Genomic DNA, 26,528 nt, shown 5'->3' on the forward strand with positions numbered 1-26,528 from the left:
ATGTTGGGATGACCAGCCTCACGAGGGCCGAAGCCGCCGACCGCGCCGAACTGCTCACCGTCGAGTCCTACGACATCGATCTCGACCTGACCACGGGGGACACCCGTTTCCGGTCGACGACGACGATCCGGTTCCGCGCCGCCCGGCCCGGCAGCGCCACGTTCGTCGAGGTCAAGCCGGCGGAACTGCGCTCGGTACGGCTCAACGACACCCCCGTGGACGCGGCCGGTCTCGACGGCAACCGGCTGCCCCTCTCCGGCCTGCGGGCCGAGAACGTGCTCGTCGTCGAGGCCGAGATGGCATACACCCGTACGGGTGAGGGGCTGCACCGGTTCGTCGACCCGGCCGACGGCGAGACCTACCTCTACGCGATGTCATTTCTGGACGACGGGCAGCGGATCTTCGCCAGCTTCGACCAGCCCGACCTGAAGGCGCCGGTCACCCTGTCGGTCACCGCACCGCAAGGCTGGGTCGTGGCCGCCAACGGCGCGCTCGACGGCACGGTCACCGACGGCCGCCGGCGGTTCGTGACGACCCGGCCGCTGGCGACGTACCTGGTGTCGCTGATCGCCGGCCCCTACCACGCCCGGTACGACGAGCACGACGGCATACCGCTGGCGATCTACTGTCGACGGTCGCTCGCCGCGCACCTGGACAAGGACGCCGACGAGATCTTCACGGTCACCAGGCAGTGCCTCGACCGGTTCCACCAGCTCTTCGACGTGCGCTATCCGTTCGGCAAGTACGACCAGGCGTTCGTGCCCGAGTTCAACGCCGGTGCGATGGAGAACCCCGGGCTGGTCACGATCCGCGACGACTACGTCTTCCGGTCGGCGGTCACCGACAGCCAGCGCGAGCTGCGGGCCTGCACCATCGCGCACGAGATGGCCCACATGTGGTTCGGCGACCTGGTCACCATGCGCTGGTGGGACGACCTGTGGCTCAACGAGTCGTTCGCCGAATACCTCGGCAGCCGGGTGACCGCCGAGGCGACCCGGTTCACCGCCGCCTGGACCACCTTCGGCCTGCGCCGAAAGGGCTGGGGGTATGCCGCCGACCAGCGCCCGTCGACCCACCCGGTGGCGCCCGAGGAGGTCGCCGACTCCGCGCAGGCGCTGCTCAACTTCGACGGCATCTCCTACGCCAAGGGCGCCTCGGTGTTGCGGCAGCTCGTCGCCTGGGTCGGTGACGAGGCGTTCCTGGCCGGGCTCAACGCCCACTTCGCCGAGCACGCGTACGGCAACGCCACGCTCGCCGACCTGCTCGCCGCTCTCCGCCGGGCCGGCGGCCGGGACCTGTCCGGCTGGGCCGCCGCCTGGCTGCGCGAGGCGCAGGTCAACACGCTGCGCGTCGAGGCCGAGGTGGACGGTGCCGGCCGCTACGGCGAGGTCGCCGTCGTGCAGACCGCTCCGGCGAGCCATCCGGTGCTGCGTCCACACCGGATCGGGCTCGGCCTCTTCGACCGCTCCGGCACCGGTGTCGTGCTGCGTGAACGGCTCGAGATCGACCTCGACCCGGCCGTCGACGGCGGACGTACGGTCGTCGAGGGGTTGCGTGGCCAGCCGGCCGCCGACCTGCTGTTGCCGAACCACGGCGACCTCACCTACGCCAAGGTGCGCCTCGACCCGGCGTCGGCCGCGGCCGTACCGCTGATCCTGCCGCTGCTCGACGACTCGCTGGCCCGCGCGGTGCTGTGGACCGAGATGATCGAGGCGGTACGCGACGCGGAGCGGCCGGTCGGCGACCTGGTCGCCCTGATCCTCGCCGCGCTGCCGGTGGAGACCGAGGCCGTCGTGGTGGAGGACGTGCTGTGGGTGGCCGGCCGGTTCATCGACCGCTACCTCGACCCGGCGGGCCGGTCGGTCGCGCGTGGTCTCGTCGCGCAGGCGTGCGACCGGCTCCTCGCCGGTGCCGCGCCCGGCGGATCGGTGCAGTTGGCGGCGGCGCACGGGCTGATCGCGGCGGCCGACGACCCGGCCCGGCTGGCGGCCTGGCTGGCCGGCGACGGGGTGCCGGCCGGCATCGAGGTCGACGACGACCTGCGCTGGATGCTGCTCCACCGGCTGGCGGTGTTCGGCGCGGTCGACCAGGCGGCGATCGACGCCGAGGCGGCCCGTGACCGCAGCGCGGCGGGGGCCGAGTGGGCGGCCAGGTGCACGGCCGCCCGGCCGGACCCGGCCGCCAAGGAGCGGGCGTGGCGGGAGATCGTCGGTGACCTCGAACTGTCGAACCGGTTGATCGAGGCCCGGGCGGCGGGGTTCTGGCAACCCGAGCAGGTCGAGCTGACCGGGTCCTACGTGGAGCGGTACTTCGCCGAGATGCCGGAGATGGCGCGGGTCCGTACGCCGTGGGTGGCGGACGAGATCGCGCAGTTGGCGTTTCCGGCGTACGCGGTCGACCCGCGGACCCGGGAACTGGCGGCGGCCCTGCTGGCCCGCGACGACATCGAGCCGGGCCTGCGCCGGATGGTGACCGACGCCGACGACGACCTGCGCCGGGCCCTGGCGGCCCGGACCGGCCGCTGACCCCGGTGGTCGCCCGCGCGCCGCGGGCGACCACCGTTCGGAGATCGGCCTGCGATCGCCCGCGCGCCGGTCGGACCGTGACGGGCGACACTGGGCCGAGTGGTCGAAGATCGGCCTACGATCGGTGGCGTGGCGGACGGCACGCGGCGGATCGGGATCATGGGTGGCACGTTCGACCCGATCCATCACGGACACCTCGTGGCGGCCAGTGAGGTCGCCGACCGCTTCGGGCTCGACGAGGTCGTCTTCGTGCCGACCGGGCAGCCGTGGCAAAAGGAGGACGTGCCGGTCAGCCCGGCCGAGGACCGCTACCTGATGACGGTCGTCGCCACCGCCTCGAACCCGCGTTTCCAGGTGAGCCGTGCCGACGTCGACCGGGACGGGCCGACGTACACCGTCGACACGCTGCGCGACCTGCGGGCCGAGTACGGCCCCGACACCCGCCTCTTCTTCATCACCGGTGCCGACGCCCTGGAGAAGATCCTCTCCTGGAAGGACACCGACCAGATGTTCGAGCTGGCGCACTTCATCGGGGTGACCCGGCCGGGCTTCGAACTGTCCGCCGCCCACCTGCCCGACGACGCGGTCAGCCTGGTGCGGGTGCCGGCGATGGCGATCTCGTCGACCGACTGCCGGGCGAGGGTCGCGGCGGGCAAGCCGGTGTGGTACCTGGTGCCGGACGGGGTTGTGCAGTACATCGCAAAACGACGCCTTTACCAGACGTGATTCGCCCTTCTCATCCCGTTTGTCCCGAGTAACCGAGCGGCTGCCGGCCGGTCTCATGTGAGAGGCTAGACGGGTCTTACGCTCGACCAGAAGGAGAACGGTGACAGTTTCCGACCGCGCCCGCGAACTCGCGCTGGCTGCCGCCCAGGCCGCCGCCGACAAGAAGGCGCAGGACGTCGTCATCATCGACGTCGGGGACCAGCTCGTCATCACCGACGCGTTCCTGCTCGCCTCGGCGCCCAACGAGCGCCAGGTGATCGCCATCGTCGACGCGATCGAGGAGCGCCTGCTGAACCTCCCCGAAAAGGCCAAGCCCGTACGCCGTGAGGGTGAACGGTCCGGCCGGTGGGTGCTGCTCGACTACGTCGACGTGGTGATCCATGTGCAGCACTCCGAGGAGCGGGAGTTCTACGCCCTGGACCGGCTGTGGAAGGACTGCCCGACGATCCCGTTCGTCGACCGCGACCTCGTCGACGCCGAGGCGGGTGCCGGCGAATGACCCGGCTGCTGCTGTGGCGGCACGGCAACACCGACTGGAACGCGGTCGACCGGGTGCAGGGCCAGACCGACACCGCCCTCAACGACCTGGGTCGCGAGCAGGCTCTCGCCGCCGCGCCGCTGCTGGCCGCCATGCGGCCGGACGCGATCGTCGCCAGTGACCTCCAGCGGGCGCGGGACACCGCCGACACCCTGGCCGCCCTGACCGGCCTGCCGGTCGGCGCCGACCCCCGGCTGCGGGAGCGTCACTACGGCCTGTTCCAGGGGCTCACCTCGCCCGAGATCGCCGAGCGCTACCCGGCCGAGTACGCCCGCTGGCGGTCCGGTGACCAGTCGCCCGGCTGCGAGGTCGAGAGCCTCGACGACATGGGCAAACGGATGGCCGAGGCGTTGCAGGCGGCCGCCGACGTCAACCCGGGCGGCACGGTCGTGATCGCCACCCACGGCGGCGCCGCCCGCCAGGGCATGGGGCACCTGCTCGGCTGGCCGACCTCGATCCTGCACACCGTCGGCCCGCTCCAGAACTGCCACTGGACCGAGCTGCGCCTCGAAGCCGGCCGGGGCTGGCGGTTGCGCGCCCACAACGTCGGCGTCAACCCCGCGACCACCATCCCCGCCGGCATCTGACCCGGCCCACACCACGCCTTCCGGGCCGCTTGCCGCCGTTCACCCGATCGGCGACGGCGGCCCGGATCGGCTACGGTGCCGGAATGTCCGTCGCGGTCGTCACCGACTCCACCGCATACCTGCCGGTCGAGTTGGCCGGCGCCCACGACCTGACCGTCGTGCCGTTGTCCGTGGTCGTCAACGGTGTGGACGGCAGGGAGGGCATCGACATCAGCACCGGCCAGGTTGCCCGGGCCCTGACCGCGCGGCGCGCCGCGGTCACCACCTCGCGCCCCGCCCCCGAACAGTTCGTCGAGACCTACCGGCGGCTGCTCGACGGGGGCGCCACGGCGGTGCTCTCGGTGCACCTGTCCGCCGAACTGTCCGGCACCCTCGACGCCGCACGGATCGCCGCCGCCGAGATCGGTGAGCGGGTGGCCGTCGTCGACGCCCGGTCGACCGGGATGGGACTCGGCTTCCCGGCGCTCGCGGCCGGCGCGGCCGCCGACCGCGGCGCCGACCTCGACCGGGTACGGCAGGTCGCCCTCGACACGATCGACCGCACCAGCACCCTGTTCTACGTCGACACCCTGGAGTTCCTCCGCAAGGGTGGCCGGATCACGGCGGCCTCCGCACTGCTCGGCACCGCGCTGTCGGTCAAGCCGATCCTGCACGTCGTGGGCGGGGCGATCGTCATCCGGGAGAAGGTTCGTACGCCCAGCCGCGGGCTGGCCCGCCTCGTCGACCTGGCCGTCGAGGCGGCGGCCGACGCCGAGGTGGACGTGGCGGTGCACCACTTCGCCGCGCCGGAACGGGCCGCCGGCCTCGCCGAGGCGCTCACCGGCCGGCTGGGGGAGCGGCTGCACGACGTGTACGTCACCGAGATCGGGGCGGTCGTCGCCGCCCACGCCGGTCCGGGACTCGCCTGCGTCGTCGTCCACCGCCGTCCCTGAGCGGCCCTCTCCCGCCGCCATAGCAGAGAACCGCATGATCAGGGCGTCGTCCACAGGGGGCCCGGTCGTCCACAGGCCGGCATCTCGGGACCACCGGATCCCGGCTCGCCGCCATAACGTCGCCGCGTGTCCGACGATGACGAGACGGTCGTACGGCAGCGCCTGTTGCGCCTGGCCGACAGCGGGGACGGGCCCGATGCCGACTTACGCCCGCCGTTCCTGGACCCGTTGCGGCAGCCGCTGCGGGTCATGTCACCCGAGCACGATCCGTGGCCCGGTGATCCGCCGGCGGCGCTGACCGCCGGTGCGGCACCGGCCGGGGACACCGTCTCCGCCCGGCGCCCGGGTCCGACGAGCCCGCCGTCCGACCGGCTTGCCCGCCCGGCCGGCCTCGCGACCGACCGGCGTGCCGGGCCGACGGGGACCGGGCCGACGGGGGCCGGGCCGACGGGGGCCGGGCCGGAGCCGCCGGTCGAATGGCCCGGTGAGGACGCCGACCCGCCGCCGGACCGGTCCGACGATCCGGGGGAGTGGCCGTGGCGGCTCCGCGACCGGTGGGCCGCCGGTGACCCGGCGCCGGGCGGTGTGACCGACCACCGGGCCGGCCCGCCGCCCCTTCCGGCGCGGACACCGGCGTGGGATGCGGAGACCGACTCACCGCCCTCCGACGCGCCGGACGGGACGCGGCCGAGCCGACTCGGCGGCGCCCGGGCGTTCGATCCGGGGCGGCGGGGAGTGAAGGCGCTCGCGGCCGTCGCGGCGGTGGTGGTCGCCGTGGCCGCCGGGTGGGCCTGGTGGGCGCGGCCACGGGAAGAGCCGGTGGTGTCCGCGTCGATGGACCCGACCGTCGTGGACGCCCCCGCCGAGCCGGGCACGTCACCGGCCGCGACGGAGGTGGTGGTCGCCGTCGCCGGCCGGGTGCACCGTCCCGGCCTGGTCCGGCTGCCCGCCGGGTCCCGGGTCGCGGACGCCCTCACCGCCGCCGGTGGTGCGCTACCCGGAGTCGACGTCGCGCTGCTCAACCTCGCCCGCAAGCTGGTCGACGGGGAACTGATCCTGGTCGGTGTCACCGCACCGCCCGGTGCCGAGGACGCGGCCGGCGCCCCGGTGGGCGGGGGCGCGCCAGCGGCGCCGGGCGGGAAGCTCAACCTCAACACCGCCACCCTCGCCCAGTTGGACGGTCTGCCCGGGGTGGGGCCGGTGCTTGCACAGCGCATCCTCGACGCCCGTGAACGGCGTGGCGGCTTCCGCAGCGTGAGCGATCTGCGGCAGGTCGACGGGATCGGGGACAGCCGCTACGACGAACTGAAGGACCTGGTGACGGTGTGAAGGCCGGCGACAGGGAAGACCGGCCCGCCGCCGACCCGCCCGACCTGAGACTGGCGGGATTCGCGGTGGCGACCTGGATGTCGGCCCTGGGGGCGCTCCACTGGCCGCTGGCGGTCACCGTCGCGGTCGCGGCGGGAGCCGTACTGGCCACGCTGCTCCTGCTCCTCGGGCCGGCGGCGTCCGGGCCGGCGGCGTCCGGGCCGCTGACGGCCGTGTCGTTGGCGCCCGGGCCGGCGGCACCGGTCGACCGGGCGCCGCTGACCCACCGGTGGTTCCGGCGGCCCCGGCCCGACCACCGGCTCTGGATCGCCGTTTCGGTGCTGCTGGGCATGCTCTGCGGCAGCGCCGCGGCGGGCGCCCGGGTCGCCGTCCGCGACGCGGGGCCGGTCACCGGTCTCGTTGCCGGCCGGGCCCCGGTAACGGTCGAACTGGTCGTACGTGACGATCCCCGGCCACTCACCGGGGCCGCCGGTCGGCCTCCGCTCTACCTGGTCCGGGCACAGACCTCCTGGATTCGGTCCGACGAGGGCGGCCGGATCGACGTCCGCCTGCGCCTGCTCGTGCTGGCCACCGACGCCGGCTGGCGGCACCTCCTGCCGGGGCAACGGCTGACCGCCACCGGTCGGCTCGCGCAGTCGCGCGGCGGCGACCTGCACGCCGCCGTACTCAACACCGGCACCGCGCCGGTCCTGGCCGGCGAGCTGTCGTGGGCGCAGCGTGCCGCCGGATCCCTGCGGGCCGGCCTCCAGCGGGCCTGTGCGCCGTTGCCCGTCGAACCCGGTGGCCTGCTGCCCGGCCTGGTCGTCGGTGACACCAGCCGGCTCGACCCGGCGGTCGAGGAGGACTTCCGGGCCACCGGTATGACACACCTGGTCGCCGTGTCCGGATCGAACGTCGCGATCGTGGTCGGGCTGGTGCTGCTGCTGGCCCGCTGGGCCCGCGCCGGACCGGGGCTCGCCGCCGCCGCGTGCACCCTGGCGCTGGTCGGCTTCGTGATCCTGGCCCGGCCCTCGCCGAGCGTCGTACGCGCCGGCACGATGGGCGCCATCGCGCTGATCGGGCTGGCGATGGGCCGGCCCCGGGCCGCGCTGCCCGCCCTCGGCGCCGCGGTGACGGTGCTGGTCGTCTACGACCCCGAACTGGCCGGCGATGCCGGGTTCGCCCTGTCCGTACTCGCCACCGGCGGCCTGCTGCTGCTCGCACCCCGGATGCGGGAGGCGCTGCGCCGGCGCGGAACCCCGGCCTGGCTCGCGGACGCGCTCGCGGTGCCGGCCGCCGCCCAGCTCGCCTGCGGACCCGTGGTGGCGGGCCTTTCGGGCACGGTCAGCCTGGTGGCCGTACCGGCGAACCTGCTGGCGGTTCCGGCGATCGCGCCGGCCACCGTGCTCGGCGTCGCCGCCGCCGTGGTGTCCCCGCTCTGGCCGGCCGGGGCCGAGTTCGCGGCCTGGCTCGGCGGCTGGCCGGCGTGGTGGCTGGTCGTCGTGGCCCGCTACGGCGCCCGCGCCCCGGCCGGCACCCTGCCCTGGCTCGACGGTGTCGTCGGCGGCCTGTCGTTGGGCCTGCTCACCCTCGTGGTGGTGCTGCTCGCGCGGCACCCGGCCGTACGGCGACTGCTGGCGGTCGGTGTGGCGGCGGTGGTCGTCGGGGCGTTGCCGGTGCGCCTGGTCGCCCCGGGCTGGCCGCCGTCGGGCTGGGTGGTCGCCATCTGCGCGGTCGGTCAGGGCGACACGGCCGTACTCCCGATCGCGACGGGGCGTGCGGTCGTGATCGACGCCGGACCGGATCCGGCGGCGGCCGACCGCTGCCTGCGCCGCCTCGGGATCCGGGAGGTGTCGCTGTTGGTGATCAGCCATTTCCACGCCGACCACGTGGCCGGCCTCGACGGTGTGCTGCGCGGTCGCCGGCTCGGGGCGGTGGTCACGACCGGGTGGCCGGAGCCGGTCGCCGGCCACGACGCCGTGGCCCGGGCCGCCGCCGCCCGGGGCGTCGGCCCACGCCCGGTCGCGGCCGGCTGGCGGTTCGCGGCCGGACGGGTGGAACTCACCGTGGTCGGCCCGCCGGAGCGGCTTTCCGGCACCCGGTCCGACCCCAACAACAACTCGCTCGTCCTGCGGGCCCGGGTCGGCGCGGCCACCATGCTGTTCACCGGCGACGCCGAGGAAGAGGAACAGCGGGCGCTGCTCGAGCGACTCGGCCCGGCCGGTCTGCGGGCGCGGTTGCTCAAGGTCCCCCACCACGGGTCGGTCTACCAGGACCCACAGTTCCTGGCGGCGGTCGACCCCGCGGTCGCCCTGGTGTCGGTCGGGGTCGGCAACGACTACGGCCACCCGAACCCCGCCCTGCTCGCGATGCTTGCCCGGGGTGGTGCCCGGGTGCTGCGTACCGACCTGGACGGCGACCTCGCGGTGGTCGTCGGTGAGCGGGGGCTCGCGGTGGTCGTACGCGGCCCCGACCACCAGGCCGACTGACCCGATCGGCGCGGGTGAATTGTCGGGATTGGCGCTGGGTGATCCCTCGAACACGCAGAAGAGGTGAGCGAACGCGGCCCGGCCAGGGGCGTGCGACGATGTCCGGCGTGACTCCCACCGGCCCTGCTCCGATCGTGCTCGTCCTCGGCGACGAGGAACTGCTCGCCAACCGCGCGGTCACCCGGACCGTCGCCGACGCCCGGGCGGCAGACCCCAACCTCGACGTACGGGAGTACGAGGCCGGTTCGGTGGCACCCGGTGAGGTCGCCGAGATGCTCAGCCCCTCGTTGTTCGGCGGCCGGCGGGTGCTGGTCCTGCGGGCCGGGCAGGACGCCCGCAAGGACCTGGTGACCGTCCTGCTCGCCTACGCCAAGAACCCGGATCCCGACGTCACCCTCGTGGTCACCCATCTCGGCGCGGCCAAGGGCAAGGCGTTCGCCGACGGGCTGCGCGCCGCCGGCGCCACCGTCGTTCCGGTGCCGAAGATCAAGAAGGAGAAGGAGCGGATCGCGTTCGTCCGCGACGAGATCCGCGGCGGTGGCGGGCGCTGCACCGAGGAAGCCGCCGAGACGCTGGTCGCCGCCGTCGGTAACGACCTGCGCGAACTGGCCGCCGCCTGCTCGCAACTGCTGGCCGACACCGACGGCCGGATCGGCGCCGACACCGTGGCCCGCTACTACCGCGGCCGGGCCGAGGTGAGCGGCTTCACCGTCGCCGACGCGGCGATGGTCGGCGACGTTCCCGGCGCGCTCGAAGCGCTGCGGTGGGCGCTGCACGTCGGGGTCGACCCGGTGCCGATCGCCGACGCCATCGCCGACGGGGTGCGCACGGTGGCCCGGGTCGCCTCGGCCGGCCGGGGCAGCTCCTTCCAGTTGGCGAGCAGTCTCGGCATGCCGCCGTGGAAGGTCGAGCGGGCTCAGCGCCAGGGCCGCGGCTGGAGTCCGGAAGGGCTCGCCGACGCGATGCAGGCCGCCGCCGAGTGCAACGCCGCGGTCAAGGGCGGTGCCGACGATCGGGCGTACGCCCTCGAACGGGCGGTCTTCGCCGTCGCCGCCGCACGACAGGGAAGCGGGGGGCGATGACGGCCGACCTACCGGCCGACACCTCGGCCGACCGGGAGACGCGTCCGCTCTACGCCCGGCTGCTCCGCCTGAAGCATCTCAACCCCAGTGGGGCCTTGTGCTTCTGCTTTCTCGAGGGCACCGTCGCGCTCGGCCTCCTGCTCGCGCTCGCCGAGCTGGTGTCCCCGTGGGCGATACCCGTCCTGCCGCTCGTCGTCGCCGCCATGGTGAAGCTCAACGACGTGGTCGCGGGCGCGGTCGTCCGGTCGGCGCAGCAGGTGCCCGACCGGGAGCGGGCCCGCTTCCGCCTGGAGCGGGAATCGGTGGTGGGGCGGGCCGCGGTCGCCAGGACGGAGCCGGCCCGCCCGGGTGCGGTGACCGGCAAGGTGTCGATGGACACCGTCCGGGGCGCCGGCGCCCCGGACGGCACCGGACCGACGGCGGCAGACCCGGTCGGCGGACCCGTTCGGCCGGCGGTCGAGGACGACGCCCGGTACGGTGACGACCCGGCCCGCCACACCGGCCGGACGAACGCCGTCGGGCCGGGGGCCGCGGAATCAGCCGCGGCGGGTCGTCCAGCGCGCCACGAGACGGCGACCGACGGGCGCGGACGCGGTGGCACGACGGCCGGCGGAAGCGAGTGGTTCTCCACCAGGCCGTCGACGGCCGGCCGCACGGGTACGGGCTCGTACGCCGTCAACATGCACCCGACGGAGCCGCTGGAGAATCGGCCGCCGCAGTCCTGGCCGGCCGGTATCGAGGAGCCGGGCACCGCGGAGCAGCGAGCCCGCCAGTCCGGCAGCCACCGCTACGAGTAGTCCGGGCGTGCGGGCCGGATGGCCGTGTCCGTCCGTGGTGGGTCGGCCGTGTCTCGTCGGCCGTGGCGCGTCCGTGTAGCGCGCACCGCGACCGACACCCGTCATACCGGCAGCCCGCCCGCCGGCCCGTCCGCACCGGTGTCTGTTCGGCGCCACAGCGAATTCGCTGTTCTTACGCCGAATTCGCTGTGGTCTCCGACGGCGATGTCCGCTCGGACGGCGGGCGCGTCGGCCTAGATCGTCGTGATCAGGGAGTTCGCACCTCGGCACGCCGACGACACGCCCGTCGAGGTCCCTGATCACGCGGATCTTGGGGAAGAGGGCCGGGAGCCGGGTTGCTGCTTGCGGCCGCCGGTGGCCAGGTCGACGGCACCGAGACGACGAACTTGCCGATCCGGGCCGCCCGTTCCCCGGCTGACCACCCACCTGCGTTCGGCCCACCCACCGGCCTTCGGCGCCACTCGAGGGCCGGCGGCTCCGAAGTGGACGATCGGTCGCAGCACGACGGCGCCGACCGGATCCGATCCGGTCGGCGCCATCAGAGCTTGTGGGTGCGTCGAACCCGTCAGGCGGAGAGCGAGTTCAGGCGCTTGGCAATGGCCGACTTGCGGTTGGCCGCCTGGTTCTTGTGGATGACGCCCTTGCTCGCGGCCTTGTCGAGCTGGCGCGAGGCGTCGAGCAGGAGCGCGGTCGCCTTCTCGGTCTCGCCGGCCTCGGACGCCTCGTGGAACTTGCGGATGGCGGTCTTCAGCGACGACTTGACCGACTTGTTACGCAGCCGGCGCTTCTCGTTCTGCCGGTTGCGCTTGATCTGGGACTTGATGTTCGCCACGCGACAGCCTCGTCCTGGTAGTTCGGGTTGGTTGACTCGGGCGTAGGCGACGATCAACAGCAACCGACAGTCGAACGATCAACGGTCGAGCGATCAACGGTCGAGGTTGTTGCAGCATTCATCGCCACACGCGAAGAGCCAGGTTACCAGGTGGCCCGGCGACGAGCCAAAACGGTCCGGCTCCGGGGGCCGCCCGCCGGCCGGCGGGGCGGCCGGCCGGCCGGCGGGCCGGCGGGGCGGCGGGGCGGACGTGGTCAGCGCCAGCCCTGGCGGTCGGCCAGCCAGTCCAGGGCGGTCGTACCGCTCCACCGCTGATGAGGGCGCAGGTGCGGGGAGCCGCCGGTGGGCGCGGCGGCCGCCCGGCTCAGCCAGTAGCCGCAGAGCGCGGCGAGGGCCGCGTCGAGAGCTTCCGGAGGCGCGTCCCGGCCCGTCGGATGTCGGGCGAACAGCGCGTCGGCGTCGAGCCCGCTGGCGTACGCGGTGACCAGCAACGTCACCGTGTCGAACCAGGCGGGTCCGTGGCACAGCCAGTTCCAGTCGACGAACCACGCGGCTCCCCGACCGTCGATCAGCACGTTGTCGACCCGCAGGTCGCCGTGGACGAGGCCGGGGGCGGTCAGGTGGCCGGGCAGTTGGGCTTCGAGGGCGGCGAGTTCGCCGACCAGGGGGTGGGCGTACGGCGGCGTGGTGGCGGGCAGCGGCTCCCGGCCGGCGGTGATCTCCTGCCACCAGGACAGGTCTTCGCGGGCCAGGTCGGCCATTGCGGGCAGCCCGCCGGCCACCAGTTCCGGAGGCGCCTCGCGCAGGGCGGCGGCGGTGGTCGCCCAGGCGGCGAGGGTGGCGTCGAGGTCGGCGGGCCGCCAGGGCAGCGGCGGCATCTGCCCGTCGACCGCGTCGAAGCAGATCACGTAGTGCCCGGCGGTGGTCAGGGTCCAGCGGGGGCGGGGCGCGGCGACCGCCGGTGGCAGTAGGGCGGTCACGGCCGCCTCGTGCGCGTACCAGTCGCTGAGGTGGCGCTGCTCGACCAGGTCGGCGGCCTTGACGAAGACCCGGTCGCCGCCGGCGAGGTCGAGCACGGCGGCGAAACCACGGGTGAAGCCGCCGGTCGCGGGGGTTGCCCAGGTGACCTGGGTGCCGAGGCGCGCGGTGATCGCCGCCCGCAGGTCCGCCGGCAGGTCCGCCCACCGTGGACGGACGGCGGTCGCGTCGTACGACACCGGGGGCAGCGAGGTGACACGCATGGCACCATTCTGCCCGGCCGGCACCGGTGGGCCCGGCGGCCGAATGTCCCGGCTCCGCGTCGCGGCCTGGCAGACTCCCTCGTCATGAGCGAGCGAGTCGGCGGGCCGGTGGCGCCCGGTGGCCGGGTAGAGATCGGTGGTCGGGCGGAGACCGGTGGCCGGGTAGAGATCGGTGGCTGGGCAGAAGCCCGTGGCCGGGCAGAAGCCGGTGGCCGGGCAGAAGCCGGTGGCCGGGCAGAAGCCGGTGGCCGGGCAGAAGCCGGTGGCCGGGCAGAAGCCCGTGGCCGGGGAGAAAGCGGGCGGCGGTCGTGAACACGGAGCGGTTCTGGTCGGCGGTCGACCTGGCCCGGCGTGGTCCGGACGGAGCGGCCGGCCCGGCCGGGGGTGAGCCGGCCGACACCGCGCCGGCCGAGGTGGCGGCCCGGCTGGTCGAGGTCCTGGCCGCGGCGGCGCCGGAGACGATCGTGGCCTGGGACAGGCATCTGGACCGGGTGCTGGGCGCGTCGGCGAAGGTCGACCTGTGGGCGGCGGCCTACCTGATCAACGGCGGCTGCTCCGACGAGGGGTTCGACCACTTCCGGGGCTGGCTGGTGGCCCAGGGGCGGCGGACGCTGGCCGAGGCGGTGGCCGATCCGGATTCGCTGGCCGGCGTGCCGGCGGTGCGGCGGGCCGCGTCGACGGGGGCGGAGCTGGGCTGCGTGGAGATGCTCCGGGCGGCCGGCGCGGCCTACCACAGACTGACCGGTGCGGACCTGCCCCGGCCGGGTGCCGGACCGGCGCGGCCGGGGTTCGACGAGTTCTGGGACTTCGACGACGAGGACGAGATCCGGCGGCGCCTGCCGCGCCTGGCCGTGCTCTTCACCGAGCCGCCCGAGGAGTGATCCGGGGCCGCCCAGGAGTGATCCGACCGCCCGCAGGCCGGCATGGGAACATTAGGGGGTGGCCGGCACCGGTGCCGACCCTTGCCGACGCCGAGACGGCGACCAAGACCGCACCGAGCCGGACCAAGCCCGACCACGCGAACGAGACCCGCCCAGACCACGCAACGAGAACGGACGCCCGTGCCACCGACGCCCGACCCCGGCGCGAACCTGCCCGGTGCCACCGACCCGGCCCGCATCAGGAACTTCTGCATCATCGCGCACATCGACCACGGCAAGTCCACCCTGGCCGACCGGATGCTCCAGCTCACCGAGGTCGTCGACCCCCGGCAGATGCGCGCGCAGTATCTCGACCGGATGGACATCGAGCGTGAGCGCGGCATCACGATCAAGAGCCAGGCGGTCCGGATGCCGTGGACCATCCGCGAGGGCGACCGCAAGGGCGAGACCGCCGTACTCAACATGATCGACACGCCGGGCCACGTCGACTTCACGTACGAGGTGTCGCGCTCGCTGGCCGCCTGCGAGGGGGCCATCCTGCTGGTCGACGCCGCGCAGGGCATCGAGGCGCAGACGCTGGCCAACCTCTACCTGGCGCTCGAGAACGACCTGCACATCATCCCGGTGCTGAACAAGATCGACCTGCCGGCGGCGCAGCCCGACAAGTTCGCCGAGGAGTTGGCGCACCTGATCGGTGGCCGGCCGGAGGACTGCATCCGGGTGTCGGGCAAGACCGGTGAGGGGGTGCCGCACCTGCTCGACGAGATCGTGCGGCAGTTCGTCCCGCCGGTGGGCGACGCCGACGCGCCGGCCCGCGCGATGATCTTCGACTCGGTCTACGACGTCTACCGGGGCGTGGTCACCTACATCCGGGTGATCGACGGGAAGATCGAGGCCCGCGAGCGGATCAAGATGATGTCGACCGGGGCGGTGCACGAGCTGCTGGAGATCGGGGTGATCTCGCCCGAGATGGTCAAGGGCGGGGCACTCGGGGTGGGCGAGGTCGGCTACCTGATCACCGGGGTGAAGGACGTCCGGCAGTCCCGGGTCGGTGACACGGTCACCATCAACTCGCGACCGGCGACGGAGGCCCTGGGCGGCTACAAGGACCCGAAGCCGATGGTCTACTCCGGGCTCTACCCGATCGACGGATCCGACTATCCGGCGCTGCGGGACGCGCTCGACAAGCTGAAGCTCAACGACGCGGCACTCGCCTACGAGCCGGAGACCAGTGCCGCGCTGGGCTTCGGTTTCCGCTGCGGCTTCCTCGGCCTGCTGCACCTGGAGATCATCGCCGAGCGGCTGGAACGCGAGTTCAACCTCGACCTGATCTCCACCGCGCCGAACGTCGTCTACCGGGTGATCACCGAGGAGGGCGACGAGGTCACGGTGACCAACCCGAGCGAATACCCGACCCGCAAGATCGCCGAGGTCTACGAGCCGGTGGTCCGGGCGACGGTGCTGACCCCCAACGACTACGTCGGTGCCGTGATGGAGCTGTGCCAGGGCCGGCGGGGCAGCCTGCTCGGCATGGACTACCTGTCGGCCGACCGGGTCGAGCTGCGCTACACGCTGCCCCTCGCTGAGATCATCTTCGATTTCTTCGACCAGCTCAAGAGCCGTACGAAGGGTTACGCCAGCCTCGACTACGAGCCCTCCGGGGAGCAGCGGGCCGACCTGGTCAAGGTCGACATCCTGCTGCACGGCGAGCCGGTCGACGCGTTCAGCGCGATCGTGCACAAGGACAAGGCCTACAACTACGGCACGACGATCGCCTCCAAGCTCCAGAAGCTGATCCCACGGCAGCAGTTCGAGGTGCCGATCCAGGCGGCGATCGGCAGCCGGGTGATCGCCCGCGAGACGATCCGGGCGATCCGCAAGGACGTGCTCTCCAAGTGCTACGGCGGTGACATCACCCGTAAGCGCAAGCTGCTGGAGAAGCAGAAGGAAGGCAAGAAGCGGATGAAGATGGTCGGCCGGGTCGAGGTGCCGCAGGAGGCGTTCATCGCCGCGCTGTCCACCTCCGACGGCGACGGCGGCAAGGGCGGCGGCAAGAAGTGATCCCGCGGGCGTACGGGCCGGAGGCCCGGTTCTGCCCGCGGTGTGCCGCAGCCCTGTCGACCGCCCCGCCCGGCGGGTGCGGCGATTGTGGCTACCAGCTCTTCGTCAACGCCCGCCCGACGGCGAGCCTGATCGTGCTCGACGGCGACCGGTTCCTGGCCCTGCGTCGGGCCGCCGAGCCGCGGGCGGGCCGCTGGGAGACGCCGGGCGGTTTCTGCGACGGTGCCGAGCACCCGGCCGCCGCCGCGGTGCGCGAGGGACGGGAGGAGTTGGGCGTCGAGGTGACCCTCGGTGCCTTCGTCGGCATGTACGTCGGCAGCTACGACTACCAGGGCGAGACGCTGCCCGTACTCGACTGCTTCTACCTCGCGTCGATCCGCGACGGCGCGGTGACCCTGGACCCGGCAGAGTCGTCGGAGCTGGCCTGGTTCGACCTGTACGCACCGCCTGAGCTGGCGTTTCCGACGATGGACGCGGCGATCCGGGATGCGGCCCGGATCGCCCGGTGATCAGCCGGTTTGGATGTTCGAGGGGTCGGGAACTACACGTCACGACGACGTGAAAACGAATCCCCTCGAAGGAGGCGACCATGACGGTCACCGGAATTATCACGGCTCTCATCGTCGGTCTGATCATCGGCGCGCTCGGCCGCCTGGTCGTACCAGGCCGCCAGAACATCCCGATCTGGCTGACGATGCTGATCGGTGTCGGTGCGGCGCTGCTCGGTACCGTGATCGCGCGGGCCGCCGGCATTGCCACCTCGACCGCCGGAATCGACTGGGCGGAGCTGTTGATCCAGGTGGTGCTCGCCGCGATCGGTGTCGCGCTGGTTTCCGGAATGGGTGGCGGTCGCCGCCGCGTGACCCGTTGACGGTCTGCGGCTCGCCGCGATAAATCAAACGTAGAGGCGCCAGGCCGGCCGGCCTGGCGCCTCCACGTTGCTGCCCGGTGCCCGCCGTGAAGTGACCCGGACCACCCCCTGTCGTAAAGGAAATTTTCCTACTAGGGTGCGGCGGGGAAGGTAAATGCCGGGTAGGGGAGGGTGTCGTGAAGAAGTGGAGAGCGCCGGTCACCGCCGTGGTGGCCTCGGCCGCGATGCTGCTCACCGCGTGTGGCGGCGGTGACGAGGCGGCCGACACCAGCAAGCTCACGGTCTGGATGATGGGCGAGGGCAGCGAGACGCAGACCGCGTTCCTCGCCGAGGTCGAGGCGGAGTTCCAGCGCAAGCACCCCGACACCGACGTGGTGGTGCAGTACATCCCGTGGCTGGAGGCGCCGAAGAAGTTCCAGGCCGCGCTCGCCGGCGGTGAGGGTCCGGACGTCACCGAGCTCGGCAACACCGAGACGCAGGGCTGGGCGGCGCAGGAGGCGCTGGCCGACATCAGCGACCGCATGGCCGGCTGGACCGAGGGCAAGGACATCCTGCCCGACCTGGTGAAGAACGCCCAGCTCGACGGCAAGCAGTACGGCGTGCCGTGGTACGCCGGGGTCCGGGGCATCTACTACCGCACCGACTGGTTCGCCGAGGCCGGGGTCACCACCCCGCCGACGACCTGGGAGGAGCTGATCGCCGCCGGCAAGGCGGTGCAGGCCAAGCGGCCCGACACGTACGGCATCGCCCTGCCCGGCAACTCCGAACTGCCCTTCTACTCGTTCCTGTGGGCCGCCGGCGGGGAGATCGCCACCGGCAGCGGCAACAGTTGGAAGTCCGGCTACACCAGCCCGGAGGCGCGGTCCGCGGTGCAGTTCTGGACCGATATGGTCACCGTCCACAAGATCGCCCCGCCGGCCGCGGCCGGGTGGAACGAGGTCGACGCCCGTACCCAGTTCGCCACCGGCAAGGCGGCGATGGCGTTCGCCGGAAGCTGGCAGCAGGGCGCGATCAAGAAGGACAACCCCGACATCGAGAAGGTGTGGGGCACCTTCCCGATCCCCGGCCCGAACGGCCAGCCGGCACCGGCCTTCGCCGGCGGCTCGGACGTCGCGATCTGGGAGGACAGCAAGGTCAAGGACCTGGCCTGGGACTACACCACCATCCTGCTCAACAAGACCAACGCCCAGAAGTTCGCCGACAGCGTGGGCTTCTTCCCGGTCTACCAGGACCTGGTGGGCAGCGAGAAGTATGCCGGTGACAAGATCATGGCCGCCTTCGCGACCACGATGAAGAGCACCAAGCTGACCCCGATGACGCCCAAGTGGGTCGAGGTCAGCCGGAACCGGACGGTCACCCAGGCCATGAACAGCTCGATCATGAAGGGGCAGAAGACGGTCGAACAGGCCACCGCCGATGCCGCCGCCGAGATGGAAAGCATCCTCAACGCGCAGTGACGACGCTGACCAAGGCACCCGAGAGCGCCGCCGGGCGGGCGACCCCGCCCGGCGGCGCCGCCGGCTGGACCACGTGCCGTACCTGCTGCTGCTGCCCTGCGCGCTGGTCATCGGCGTACTGCTGCTCTGGCCGCTCGGTCAGGTCGTGGTGATGTCGCTGTACGACCTGGACAGCGTCCGCCAGGTGCGCGGCGAGCGCGAGTGGCCGTGGGCCGGCCTGGGCAACTACGCCGAGATCCTCGGCGACCCGTTCTTTCGTACGGTGCTGCGCAACACCGTGCTCTTCGCGGCCGCGAACGTGGTCCTCACGATGATCCTGGGGACCCTGGTCGGCCTGCTGCTCAACCGGCTCGGCCGGCGGATGGCGACCTTCGTCGGCAGTTGTGTGATGCTGGCCTGGGCCACCCCGGCGCTGACCGGCGCGATCGTCTGGAAATGGATCTTCGACGACACCAGCGGCCTGGTCACCTGGTTCTTCAACGCGCTGCCCGACGGGCTGTCCGAGGCGCTCTTCGGCCGCGCCAACTGGACCGGCTACGGCTGGTTCAACGATCCGCTGCTCTTCTTCGCCATCCTGACCCTGGTCGTGGTCTGGCACTCGTTCCCGTTCATCGCGGTGAGCGTGCTGGCCGGCCTGAAGAGCGTGCCGAGTGAACTGCACGAGGCGGCCCGGGTCGACGGCGCCGGCCCCTGGAAGGTCTTCTGGTCGATCACCTTCCCGCTGCTGCGGCCGGTCTTCGGCATCCTGGTGGTGCTGTCGACCATCTGGGACTTCAAGGTCTTCACCCAGCAGTACGCGCTGGCCGGCGGCACCCAGGACCGGTCGACGTACATGCTGAGCATCTACTCGTACGCCACGGCCTTCTCGCCCCCGCCCAAGTACGGGCTGGGGTCGGCGGTCGCCGTCATCCTCACGCTGATCCTGCTGGTCGTCACCGGGTTCTACATCCGGGCCCTGCTCAAGCAGGAGGAGTTGTGAAGCGGGCCGTACTGAACGCGACCGGGCTGCTGGTCGCGCTGTTCGCGGTCTTCCCGGTCTTCTGGATGATCTCGACGTCGTTCAAGCCCAACCGGGAGATCTTCTCGTCGACGCCGCAGCCGGTGCCGCGCGAGCCGACGCTGCAGCACTACCGGGAGATCCTCACCGGCAACCTGATCCCGGGCGTCACGTTCACCGACTTCTTCGTCAACAGCCTGCTGGTCGCGGTCGCGACCGTGCTCGTCAGCGGGCTGATCGCCCTGCTGGCCGCGACGGCGGTGGCGCGCTTCCGGTTCCGGCTCCGCACCTCGTTCCTGATCATGCTGCTGGTGGTGCAGATGATCCCGCTGGAGGCGCTGGTCATCCCGCTGTTCTTCATGATCCAGCGGCTCGGGCTCTACAACACCCTGCCGAGCCTGATCCTGACGTACATCGGGTTCTCGCTGCCGTTCGCGGTGTGGATGCTGCGCGGGTTCGTGGCCGCCGTACCGAAGGAACTGGAGGAGGCCGCCGCCATCGACGGGGCCAACCGGACGCAGACCTTCTGGCGCATCCTGCTGCCGCTGGTCGCCCCCGGCCTGGTCGCGACCAGCATCTTCTCGTTCATCGTCGCGTGGAACGAGCTGATCTTCGCGTTGACCTTCATCAACGACCAGAACCGTTACACCCTGCCGGTGGCGATGACGTTCTTCTTCGGCCGCGACGACACCGCCTGGGGATCGGTCATGGCCGCCTCCACGCTGCTCACCCTGCCGGTGATGATCTTCTTCATCGCGGTGCAGCGGAGGATGGTCTCCGGCCTGGTGGCCGGCGCCGTCAAGGGCTGACCCGGCCGGTCGGACCGCGCCGGCCCGTGCGCTCCACGCACGTCCTCACGGGACGAGCCGGGTGTCGACGCCGGCGCGGGCGACGATCTCCTGCAGGGCCGCCACGTGCCCGGCGAAGGCGGCCCGTCCGGCCGGGGTGAGCCGTACGGTGGTCTGCGCCCGCTTGCCGACGAAGGCCTTGCGGATCTGCACGTAGCCGGCCTCCTCCAGGGTGGTCAGCTGCTTGGACAGGGCCGAGTCGGACAGGCCGACGCTGTCGCGGACGTATCTGAACTCGGCCCACTCGGTGGCGCCGAGCAGGCTGACGATCGACAGCCGGGTGGGGGCGTGGATCAGTTCGTCGAAGCGGGGCGCGGTCACCGCAGCCCGCCGACCGGTCGTGAACTCATCACCCGCCGCAGGTAGCGCATCAGCAGCGGACCGCCGATGACCATGGCCAGGGCGACGGCCGCCGCGCCTACCGTCCCCGGTAGCGGCACGCCCAGTGCGTGCACGCCGAACGCGACCCCGAGCCCGACGGCCACCAGGCCGAGCGTCAGGCCGGTGATGGCCAGTCCGCCGCGGGCGCCGATCAGGTTGTTGCGGATCTGGGGGCCGCCGCGCCGCAGGAGCGCGAAGATCAGCGCGGCGAGACCGACGGCGTAGACCACCGAGCCGGTGGCGACCAGCCAGGGGATCTCGCTCTCGATGCTGCCGATGAAGGCGACCAGCAGCACGCCGAGGGTGGCCCAGAACCAGTCGGGGACGACTTTGGTGCCCACCACCTGGTCGCGCCGGTGGCGGACCTCCTGCAGGGCGCGGGCGGCCTCGCCGGCCGGGATCGGGTCGGGTTTCATGGCGGTCTCCCACTTCACCGTCGGGCTAGTGCTTTCCTGCTAGGAAAGTAGCAGCCCACTTTCCTAGTGGGCAAGTCCTTCCTTGGTGGCCGGATACGCGGAGAGGCCCCCGCCGCGAACGCGGCGGGGGCCTCTCGACGTCGTACGGATCAGCGCAGCCAGGGGATGCTGCGGTCGAGCAGACCGCGCTCCTTCAGCTCCTTGCGCAGCGGGATCTCGTCGTCGACGTACCCGTTCCAGTTGATGCCCCAGTAGTTGGCGGTGTGGGTGCCCTCGCCGAGCAGCTGCCGCTGGACCGGGGTGCGGTTCTGGTACCACTCGCCGGCCAGGTCGGGGTGCAGCTCGTCGAGCGGCCGGATCCACCGGTAGGTGTAGCCGACGAAGAGCATCTTGCGGGTGATGTTCGACAGGTTCGTCGACCGCGAGTGCCACTGGCGGCGGTCGAAGATGAACGCGTCACCCGGGTTGGCGGTGATCTCCACGGTCCCCTCCGGGTCCGGGTTGTGCACCGTCAGGTCGGTCGGCCGGGGCAGCGAGTTCCACAGGTGGCTGCCCGGGATGACCTTGGTGGCGCCCCGGCCGTTCTCCGACAGGTCGGAGAGGACGTAGGCGACCTTGAGCGAGAACATGGGCCGCGGCAGGTTCGGGTCCATGGTCTCGGGGTCCGAGTTCTGCCGGTAGCCGTCCTGGTGCCAGCCCCAGTACGGCTTCTCCGGCTCCAGTGCCGGCGGCGTCACGTCGAGGTGGTTGTGGTGGGTGTAGATGTTCCACCCGGCCAGGCCCCACATGTACGGGAAGGCGATCGGGTGGGTGAGGAGCTCGCCGAAGAGCTCGTCGCGCTCCAGGAAGCCCAGCAGGTGCAGCGTGCCGTCCTTGGTGGTGTTGCCGGCCGCCTTCTCCTCCGCGTAGACACGGTCGACAGCCGCCTCGAGCGCGGCGCGGTGATCCTCCGTCAGCACGTTGCGCAGCAGCAGGAAACCCTGCTCGTGGAATTCCTTGCGGTCGACGTCACTGATCGGTTCGTAACCGGTCCGGCCACCGTAATCGAACACGGCGTTCATTCCCTCCGCCTAGCGAAGCCTTTCGGCACAGGCTGCCGATCGTAACCCCAGGGCCGAGCGTCGACATCGGGCCGAATGGCACTGTTTCGCCGGCTCGAACCAATCTCTTACGCGAAGAAACCGTGCGATTACGTAGTGTTGTTGAGTACTGTTGGTGGTTCGGGATAAAGGACCATTTGCCGGATTGTGCGGTGACTGTAGGTCAGTAAGGCTCGCCTGTTTTGACCGGTCAGGAGTCGCCGAAGACCCTGGCGACGATTTTCGGCCGGTCAGGAGTCGCCGAAGACCTCGGCGACGACCTCGCCCGCCCCGGTCGTTCCGTCGATGCGTGACCACTCGCCCTCGTCGGCCGTCCACTCCCGGTCACCGAAGCGCACCCGCTTCACCCCGTGGTCGCCCGCGTGCGACACCAGCCAGTGCGCGTAACGCCAACCGACCCGGCTGTCGGCGGCCGACACCGTCAACCCGAGAAGCTCCGCCGGGCTCGCCGTCTGTACCTCGCCCCAGTCCAGCACCAGGCCGTTGACCAGGCCCGCCGCCGCCGCGTTGCCGCGAACCACCGGCTCCCGGGCGACCGAGCAGGCCACCGCGCCCACGGTGTTGCCCACCAGGGCACTGGCCAGCAACTGCGACTCGTCCTTCCACTGCTCGTACAACTCCGGGAAGGCCGAGCGCTGGACCGCCTGGGCGGCCTCGGTGACCCGCATCTCCTCCCAGCCGCGCACCTTCTTCAGCCCGGCGTAGAACTTCGTCGCCGCGTAACGGGGGTCACGGATCTGTTCCGGAGTGCCCCAGCCCTGGCTCGGCCGCTGCTGGAACAGCCCGATGGAGTCGCGGTCGCCGCCGGCCAGGTTCTCCAGCTTCGACTCCTGGAACGCGGTCGCCAGCGCCACCACGACCGCCTCCTCCGACATGCCCATCGTCACGCCGACCGCCGAGATGGTGGCCGCGTTGGCCATCTGCTCGGGGTTGAGGGTCAGGTTGGTCGCCGCGCCGGCGGGCAACTGGCCGGCCGGCGCGGCGACGGTGCAACTGCGGGCCGGCCGGGGCAGCGGTATGTCGATACCGAAGTCGGTCCTGCCGAGGTACACGCCAAGCCCGGCGACCGCCGCCAGTGCCACGAAACCGCCCACCGCTGCCCGAGTACGCACCGTCACCCCCTGTTGAGTCGTCGCCAAGCGTACGTCCGGTTGTGCGATATACCGCGTCCGGTGAGCGGTATGGCGCTATCCGGGGAGTCCCGCCGGGCGGCCGGGTGGTGCCTCGCAACCCATTCAGGTCTGTGGAAGCCAGGAAGGCGGACGCTTTTCCCGGAAGGCGGCCACCCCCTCGCGCCCCTCTTCGGACAGGAAATAGCCGGTCGACAGTGCGGAAAGTTCCGCAACCTCATTACGGACGGTAGTCGCCTCGCGGCGCCGGAGCAGCTCTTTCGCACCGGCGAGGGCCCGGGGCGCGCCGCGGACCAGGGCCGCGCAGTACTCGCCGACCACCTCGTCGAGAGTGTCCGCCGGCACCGCCGCGGTCACCAGCCCCACCTCGGCGGCCCGTCGCCCGTCGAAGGTCTCACCGGTCAGGTACAACTCGGCGGCCGCGCGCGGCGCCAGCCGGGGCAGCACGGTCGCCGAGATCACCGCCGGGACCACCCCGATCCGCACCTCGGTGAACGCGAACGTCGCCGTGTCCGCGCAGACCGCGATGTCGGCCGCCGCCACCAGCCCCAGGCCGCCCGCCCGTGCCGCGCCACCGACCCGGGCCACCACCGGCTTCGGGCACTCCCACAACGCCGCCAGCACGTCACCCAGCATTCCGGCCGGGACCGTGCCGCTGGCGTACGCGGCGGCGGTCTCCTTCAGGTCGGCGCCGGAGCAGAAGACCGGGCCGGTGTGCGAGAGCACCACCACCCGGACCGTGTCGTCGGCCACGGCCGCGTCGAGCGCCCGGAGCAGTTCGGTCATCAGCGGGGTGGACAGCGCGTTGCGGTTGGGCGGGCTGTCCAGCGTCAGCATCGTCACCCCGGCCCGGGTGGTGACCCGGACGAGGGCGTCGTCGGCAGTAGGCATGCGGGCACACTAGTCGCATGCCAGGCGAACTTCCCGATGGACAACCCGTGCCCGCCGACGGGTCGCTGCCGCCCGCCGCCCTCGCCGCGGTCGGCCGCCAGGGGTTCGGCGTGTACGTGCACGTCCCCTTCTGCGCCAGCCGGTGCGGCTACTGCGACTTCAACACGTACACGGCGCAGGAACTGGGCGGCGGGGTGCGCCGGGAGACGTACGCCGACAGCGTGCTGGCCGAGCTGGACCTCGCCGCCCGGGTGCTCGGCGACAACCCGCCGCCCCGGGTCGACACCGTCTTCGTCGGCGGCGGCACCCCCACCCTGCTGCCCGCCGACGACCTGGCCCGGATCCTGGAGCGGATCGACGCCACCTGGGGCCTCGCGCCGGACGCCGAGGTCACCACCGAGGCCAACCCGGAGTCGGTGACCCCGGAGTCGCTCAAGACGCTGCGGGCCGCCGGCTACACCCGGATCTCGCTGGGCATGCAGTCGGCCGCCCCCGGCGTGCTCGCGGTGCTCGACCGCCGGCACACCGCCGGCCGGGCCACCGCCGCCGCCGCCGAGGCCCGCGACGCCGGCTTCGACCACGTCAACCTCGACCTGATCTACGGCACGCCGGGGGAGAGCGCCGACGACTTCGCCGCGTCGCTGGCGGCCGTGGTGGCCGCCGGGGTCGACCACGTGAGCGCGTACGCGCTGATCGTGGAGGACGGCACCCGGCTGGCCGCCCGGATGGGGCGCGGCGAGCTGCCGTACCCGTCGGACGACGTGGCGGCCGACCGCTACCTGGCCGCCGAGGCCGCCCTCGGCGCGGCCGGGTTCTCCTGGTACGAGGTGTCGAACTGGGCGACGTCGCCGGACGCCCGCTGCCGGCACAACCTGCTCTACTGGACCGGCGGCGACTGGTGGGGGCTCGGACCGGGGGCGCACAGCCACGTCGGCGGGGTGCGCTGGTGGAACGTCAAGCACCCGTCGGCGTACGCGGCCCGGCTGGCCGGCGGTGCCTCGCCCGGTCAGGGACGCGAGGTGCTTTCCGGCACCGACCGGCACACCGAGGACGTGATGTTGCGGCTCCGGCTGGCGACCGGCCTGCCGCTGCCGGTGCTCGACGACGCCGGACGGGTCGCGGCGCGGCGGGCGCTCGCCGACGGGCTGCTGGACGGGGCCGCGTACGACGCCGGTCGGGCGGTGCTGACCCTGCGTGGCCGGCTGCTGGCCGACGCGGTCGTACGCGACCTCCTGCCCTGAGGACGGCCGGCCTCGTCCTGAGGGTAAGGCCGGCACCGAGCGGACGCGGAGGCCGACGGACCCGACTCGACGACGGGCTGGCACGACGACAGGCCCGGCACGCGTGCCGGGCCTGTCGTGGGAGTGCGGGGTTACTTGATCCAGTTCGGCGACATCGGGTACTTGTAGAGCTGCCCCTCGTTGGCCTTCATACCGCCCAGGATCCCGAAGATGATCTGGATCGCGAAGACGACCACGCTCGGGATGAAGAACAGGCACCAGCTCACGAAGAGCAGCAGGAAGGCGATCCCCGACCAGAGCACCTGGAAGTTGAGCGCGGCCAGCGCGTGCGCGCGCACCGCCGGCGACTGCTGGCCCTTGGCCAGGTATGAGATCAACGGGCCGACGAAGCCCAGCGGGCCGAAGCTGATCAGCGCGCCGACCGCGCCGCCGAAGTGGGCGATCAGCGCCCACGTCTTCTCGTCGCTGTTGGCGTAGCCGGCCGGGGCCGGGCCGCCGCCGTAGTAGCCACCACCCTGGGGCGGGTAGCCACCACCCTGCGGGGGGTAGCCGCCACCCTGGGGCGGGTATCCGCCACCGGGCGGCGGGTAGCCCTGGCCGGGTGGCGGGTAGCCGCCCGCGCCGGAACTGGGCGGCGGGTAGCCGCCCGCGCCGGACGAGGGCGGCGGGTAGCCGCCGGCTCCGGAACCCGGCGGCGGGTAGGCGCCGCCGCCGGAGGCGGGAGCGTCGTACTGCGGGTTGTTCTGCTTCGACAGGTCGGGCGCGCCGTGCTGCTGGCCGCCGGCCGGCGGGAAGCCGGGGGAGGGCGCCTCGCCCGGCACTGAGTAGGACCCGGGCGTCAGAGGAGCCGTGGGGTCCGGCGGAACCGAGCCGGGATTGCCGTCTCCCGGAGGGCGAGGTGGTTCAGTCATGAGGCCACGGTAGGGGGCGGCATCAACCAACGCCACACGACACCCTGGCCACTCCCGGCGGGCCGGGCGCCACTTCTGGACCGGCTCGCCGTTGAGCTGTTGTCACGGCGTGGTGACCCGGTGGCGGACAGGCTGGCCGGCGAACTGTGTTCCGGGGTGGAATTCCGGCCGACTGTCTGGAATACGGCTTTCGTACCTGATATCGATCATCGCCTGGCCAGGGTTGGCGTCGTAGACTGGCACTCATCCCGGTCGAGTGCCAGCATGTCGAGGGTCGGCATGGCGG

25 protein-coding genes are annotated in these 26,528 nt (G+C 72.3%); 17 read left to right on the top strand and 8 right to left on the bottom strand.

Annotated features, from left to right (window positions below):
- The first annotated feature begins 8 nt into the window (after positions 1–8).
- The 9 genes from pepN (at position 9) to QCD66_RS07290 (ending at position 10,984) form a co-directional block, all read left to right on the top strand.
- Complete coding sequence (pepN, locus tag QCD66_RS07250; RefSeq protein ID WP_375735607.1) at positions 9–2,525, top strand: aminopeptidase N; 2,517 nt, start codon at positions 9–11, stop codon at positions 2,523–2,525.
- A gap of 129 nt (positions 2,526–2,654) precedes the next feature.
- Positions 2,655–3,251, top strand: coding sequence for a nicotinate-nucleotide adenylyltransferase (gene nadD, locus QCD66_RS07255; protein ID WP_357543211.1), 597 nt, complete (start codon positions 2,655–2,657; stop codon positions 3,249–3,251).
- Positions 3,252–3,351: 100 nt separating this feature from the next.
- Positions 3,352–3,750: a ribosome silencing factor gene (gene rsfS / locus QCD66_RS07260; protein WP_357543209.1), complete on the top strand. Its 399-nt coding sequence runs from the start codon at positions 3,352–3,354 to the stop codon at positions 3,748–3,750.
- Positions 3,747–4,376, top strand: coding sequence for a histidine phosphatase family protein (locus QCD66_RS07265; RefSeq protein WP_364208933.1), 630 nt, complete (start codon positions 3,747–3,749; stop codon positions 4,374–4,376). The genes rsfS and QCD66_RS07265 overlap by 4 nt, the downstream gene beginning before the upstream one ends.
- 83 nt (positions 4,377–4,459) lie before the next feature.
- Positions 4,460–5,308, top strand: a complete 849-nt coding sequence (locus tag QCD66_RS07270) for a DegV family protein (RefSeq protein WP_375735608.1) — start codon at positions 4,460–4,462, stop codon at positions 5,306–5,308.
- Between the two features lie 585 nt (positions 5,309–5,893).
- Positions 5,894–6,637: a helix-hairpin-helix domain-containing protein gene (locus QCD66_RS07275; protein WP_375735620.1), complete on the top strand. Its 744-nt coding sequence runs from the start codon at positions 5,894–5,896 to the stop codon at positions 6,635–6,637.
- A 77-nt stretch (positions 6,638–6,714) separates the two neighbouring features.
- Positions 6,715–9,105: a ComEC/Rec2 family competence protein gene (locus tag QCD66_RS07280; protein ID WP_375735621.1), complete on the top strand. Its 2,391-nt coding sequence runs from the start codon at positions 6,715–6,717 to the stop codon at positions 9,103–9,105.
- Positions 9,106–9,203: 98 nt separating this feature from the next.
- On the top strand, positions 9,204–10,187 hold the full coding sequence (holA, locus tag QCD66_RS07285) for a DNA polymerase III subunit delta (RefSeq protein WP_375735609.1): 984 nt from the start codon (positions 9,204–9,206) through the stop codon (positions 10,185–10,187).
- Complete coding sequence (locus tag QCD66_RS07290) at positions 10,184–10,984, top strand: hypothetical protein (protein WP_375735610.1); 801 nt, start codon at positions 10,184–10,186, stop codon at positions 10,982–10,984. The genes holA and QCD66_RS07290 overlap by 4 nt, the downstream gene beginning before the upstream one ends.
- Before the next feature lie 565 nt (positions 10,985–11,549).
- Here the strand turns inward: QCD66_RS07290 and rpsT are convergent.
- On the bottom strand, positions 11,550–11,816 hold the full coding sequence (rpsT, locus tag QCD66_RS07295) for a 30S ribosomal protein S20 (protein WP_364208942.1): 267 nt from the start codon (positions 11,814–11,816) through the stop codon (positions 11,550–11,552).
- Between the two features lie 254 nt (positions 11,817–12,070).
- Positions 12,071–13,057, bottom strand: coding sequence for a phosphotransferase (locus tag QCD66_RS07300; protein ID WP_364208945.1), 987 nt, complete (start codon positions 13,055–13,057; stop codon positions 12,071–12,073).
- 308 nt (positions 13,058–13,365) lie between these two features.
- On the opposite strand from QCD66_RS07300, the gene QCD66_RS07305 reads away from it, so the two are divergent.
- The 7 genes from QCD66_RS07305 to QCD66_RS07335 all read left to right on the top strand — a co-directional run bounded on the left by QCD66_RS07305 (position 13,366) and on the right by QCD66_RS07335 (position 20,133).
- On the top strand, positions 13,366–13,938 hold the full coding sequence (locus QCD66_RS07305) for a DUF4240 domain-containing protein (RefSeq protein ID WP_375735611.1): 573 nt from the start codon (positions 13,366–13,368) through the stop codon (positions 13,936–13,938).
- A 180-nt stretch (positions 13,939–14,118) separates the two neighbouring features.
- Positions 14,119–15,999, top strand: coding sequence for a translation elongation factor 4 (lepA, locus tag QCD66_RS07310; RefSeq protein ID WP_364208951.1), 1,881 nt, complete (start codon positions 14,119–14,121; stop codon positions 15,997–15,999).
- Positions 15,996–16,508: an NUDIX hydrolase gene (locus tag QCD66_RS07315; protein WP_375735612.1), complete on the top strand. Its 513-nt coding sequence runs from the start codon at positions 15,996–15,998 to the stop codon at positions 16,506–16,508. The genes lepA and QCD66_RS07315 overlap by 4 nt, the downstream gene beginning before the upstream one ends.
- A gap of 80 nt (positions 16,509–16,588) precedes the next feature.
- Positions 16,589–16,870: a GlsB/YeaQ/YmgE family stress response membrane protein gene (locus QCD66_RS07320; protein ID WP_357543161.1), complete on the top strand. Its 282-nt coding sequence runs from the start codon at positions 16,589–16,591 to the stop codon at positions 16,868–16,870.
- 176 nt (positions 16,871–17,046) lie between these two features.
- Positions 17,047–18,327, top strand: a complete 1,281-nt coding sequence (locus QCD66_RS07325; protein WP_375735613.1) for a sugar ABC transporter substrate-binding protein — start codon at positions 17,047–17,049, stop codon at positions 18,325–18,327.
- A gap of 73 nt (positions 18,328–18,400) precedes the next feature.
- Positions 18,401–19,306: a carbohydrate ABC transporter permease gene (locus QCD66_RS07330; protein ID WP_407567051.1), complete on the top strand. Its 906-nt coding sequence runs from the start codon at positions 18,401–18,403 to the stop codon at positions 19,304–19,306.
- Positions 19,303–20,133 (top strand): carbohydrate ABC transporter permease, encoded by an 831-nt coding sequence (locus QCD66_RS07335; RefSeq protein WP_364208963.1) that lies wholly within the window; start codon positions 19,303–19,305, stop codon positions 20,131–20,133. The genes QCD66_RS07330 and QCD66_RS07335 overlap by 4 nt, the downstream gene beginning before the upstream one ends.
- 45 nt (positions 20,134–20,178) lie before the next feature.
- Here the strand turns inward: QCD66_RS07335 and QCD66_RS07340 are convergent, their stop codons facing one another.
- The 5 genes from QCD66_RS07340 to QCD66_RS07360 form a co-directional block, all read right to left on the bottom strand.
- Positions 20,179–20,493: a transcriptional regulator gene (locus QCD66_RS07340; RefSeq protein ID WP_357542668.1), complete on the bottom strand. Its 315-nt coding sequence runs from the start codon at positions 20,491–20,493 to the stop codon at positions 20,179–20,181.
- Entirely contained in the window at positions 20,490–20,969 is a 480-nt protein-coding gene (locus QCD66_RS07345) for a hypothetical protein (RefSeq protein WP_375735615.1), read from the bottom strand. Before QCD66_RS07345 ends, QCD66_RS07340 begins: the two co-directional genes overlap by 4 nt.
- Positions 20,970–21,118: 149 nt before the next feature.
- Positions 21,119–22,030 carry a phytanoyl-CoA dioxygenase family protein gene (locus tag QCD66_RS07350; RefSeq protein WP_364208970.1) on the bottom strand — a complete coding sequence of 304 codons (912 nt, stop codon included), beginning with the start codon at positions 22,028–22,030 and terminating at the stop codon, positions 21,119–21,121.
- 269 nt (positions 22,031–22,299) lie between these two features.
- Positions 22,300–23,187 (bottom strand): hypothetical protein, encoded by an 888-nt coding sequence (locus QCD66_RS07355; RefSeq protein WP_364208973.1) that lies wholly within the window; start codon positions 23,185–23,187, stop codon positions 22,300–22,302.
- 117 nt (positions 23,188–23,304) lie between these two features.
- Positions 23,305–24,090 carry an enoyl-CoA hydratase-related protein gene (locus tag QCD66_RS07360; RefSeq protein ID WP_357542674.1) on the bottom strand — a complete coding sequence of 262 codons (786 nt, stop codon included), beginning with the start codon at positions 24,088–24,090 and terminating at the stop codon, positions 23,305–23,307.
- A 17-nt stretch (positions 24,091–24,107) separates the two neighbouring features.
- On the opposite strand from QCD66_RS07360, the gene hemW reads away from it, so the two are divergent.
- Positions 24,108–25,331, top strand: a complete 1,224-nt coding sequence (gene hemW, locus QCD66_RS07365) for a radical SAM family heme chaperone HemW (protein ID WP_375735616.1) — start codon at positions 24,108–24,110, stop codon at positions 25,329–25,331.
- Positions 25,332–25,462: 131 nt separating this feature from the next.
- Here hemW and QCD66_RS07370 read toward each other — a convergent pair whose 3' ends face one another.
- Complete coding sequence (locus tag QCD66_RS07370; RefSeq protein WP_375735617.1) at positions 25,463–26,242, bottom strand: DUF4870 domain-containing protein; 780 nt, start codon at positions 26,240–26,242, stop codon at positions 25,463–25,465.
- Positions 26,243–26,528: the final 286 nt, after the last annotated feature.

This window comes from Polymorphospora sp. A560, from assembly GCF_045781765.1.
Classification (GTDB): domain Bacteria; phylum Actinomycetota; class Actinomycetes; order Mycobacteriales; family Micromonosporaceae; genus Polymorphospora; species Polymorphospora lycopeni.

What these genes read in the sequence shown, in the direction of transcription:
- QCD66_RS07300 (WP_364208945.1), bottom strand. Translation starts at nt 13,057, where the DNA reads ATGCGTGTCACCTCGCTGCCCCCGGTGTCGTACGACGCGACCGCCGTC.
- QCD66_RS07270 (WP_375735608.1), top strand. Translation starts at nt 4,460, where the DNA reads ATGTCCGTCGCGGTCGTCACCGACTCCACCGCATACCTGCCGGTCGAG.
- QCD66_RS07265 (WP_364208933.1), top strand. Translation starts at nt 3,747, where the DNA reads ATGACCCGGCTGCTGCTGTGGCGGCACGGCAACACCGACTGGAACGCG.
- QCD66_RS07280 (WP_375735621.1), top strand. Translation starts at nt 6,715, where the DNA reads ATGTCGGCCCTGGGGGCGCTCCACTGGCCGCTGGCGGTCACCGTCGCG.
- hemW (WP_375735616.1), top strand. Translation starts at nt 24,108, where the DNA reads ATGCCAGGCGAACTTCCCGATGGACAACCCGTGCCCGCCGACGGGTCG.
- QCD66_RS07345 (WP_375735615.1), bottom strand. Translation starts at nt 20,969, where the DNA reads ATGAAACCCGACCCGATCCCGGCCGGCGAGGCCGCCCGCGCCCTGCAG.
- holA (WP_375735609.1), top strand. Translation starts at nt 9,204, where the DNA reads ATGTCCGGCGTGACTCCCACCGGCCCTGCTCCGATCGTGCTCGTCCTC.
- QCD66_RS07320 (WP_357543161.1), top strand. Translation starts at nt 16,589, where the DNA reads ATGACGGTCACCGGAATTATCACGGCTCTCATCGTCGGTCTGATCATC.
- QCD66_RS07350 (WP_364208970.1), bottom strand. Translation starts at nt 22,030, where the DNA reads ATGAACGCCGTGTTCGATTACGGTGGCCGGACCGGTTACGAACCGATC.
- QCD66_RS07370 (WP_375735617.1), bottom strand. Translation starts at nt 26,242, where the DNA reads ATGACTGAACCACCTCGCCCTCCGGGAGACGGCAATCCCGGCTCGGTT.
- pepN (WP_375735607.1), top strand. Translation starts at nt 9, where the DNA reads ATGACCAGCCTCACGAGGGCCGAAGCCGCCGACCGCGCCGAACTGCTC.
- QCD66_RS07290 (WP_375735610.1), top strand. Translation starts at nt 10,184, where the DNA reads ATGACGGCCGACCTACCGGCCGACACCTCGGCCGACCGGGAGACGCGT.
- QCD66_RS07360 (WP_357542674.1), bottom strand. Translation starts at nt 24,090, where the DNA reads ATGCCTACTGCCGACGACGCCCTCGTCCGGGTCACCACCCGGGCCGGG.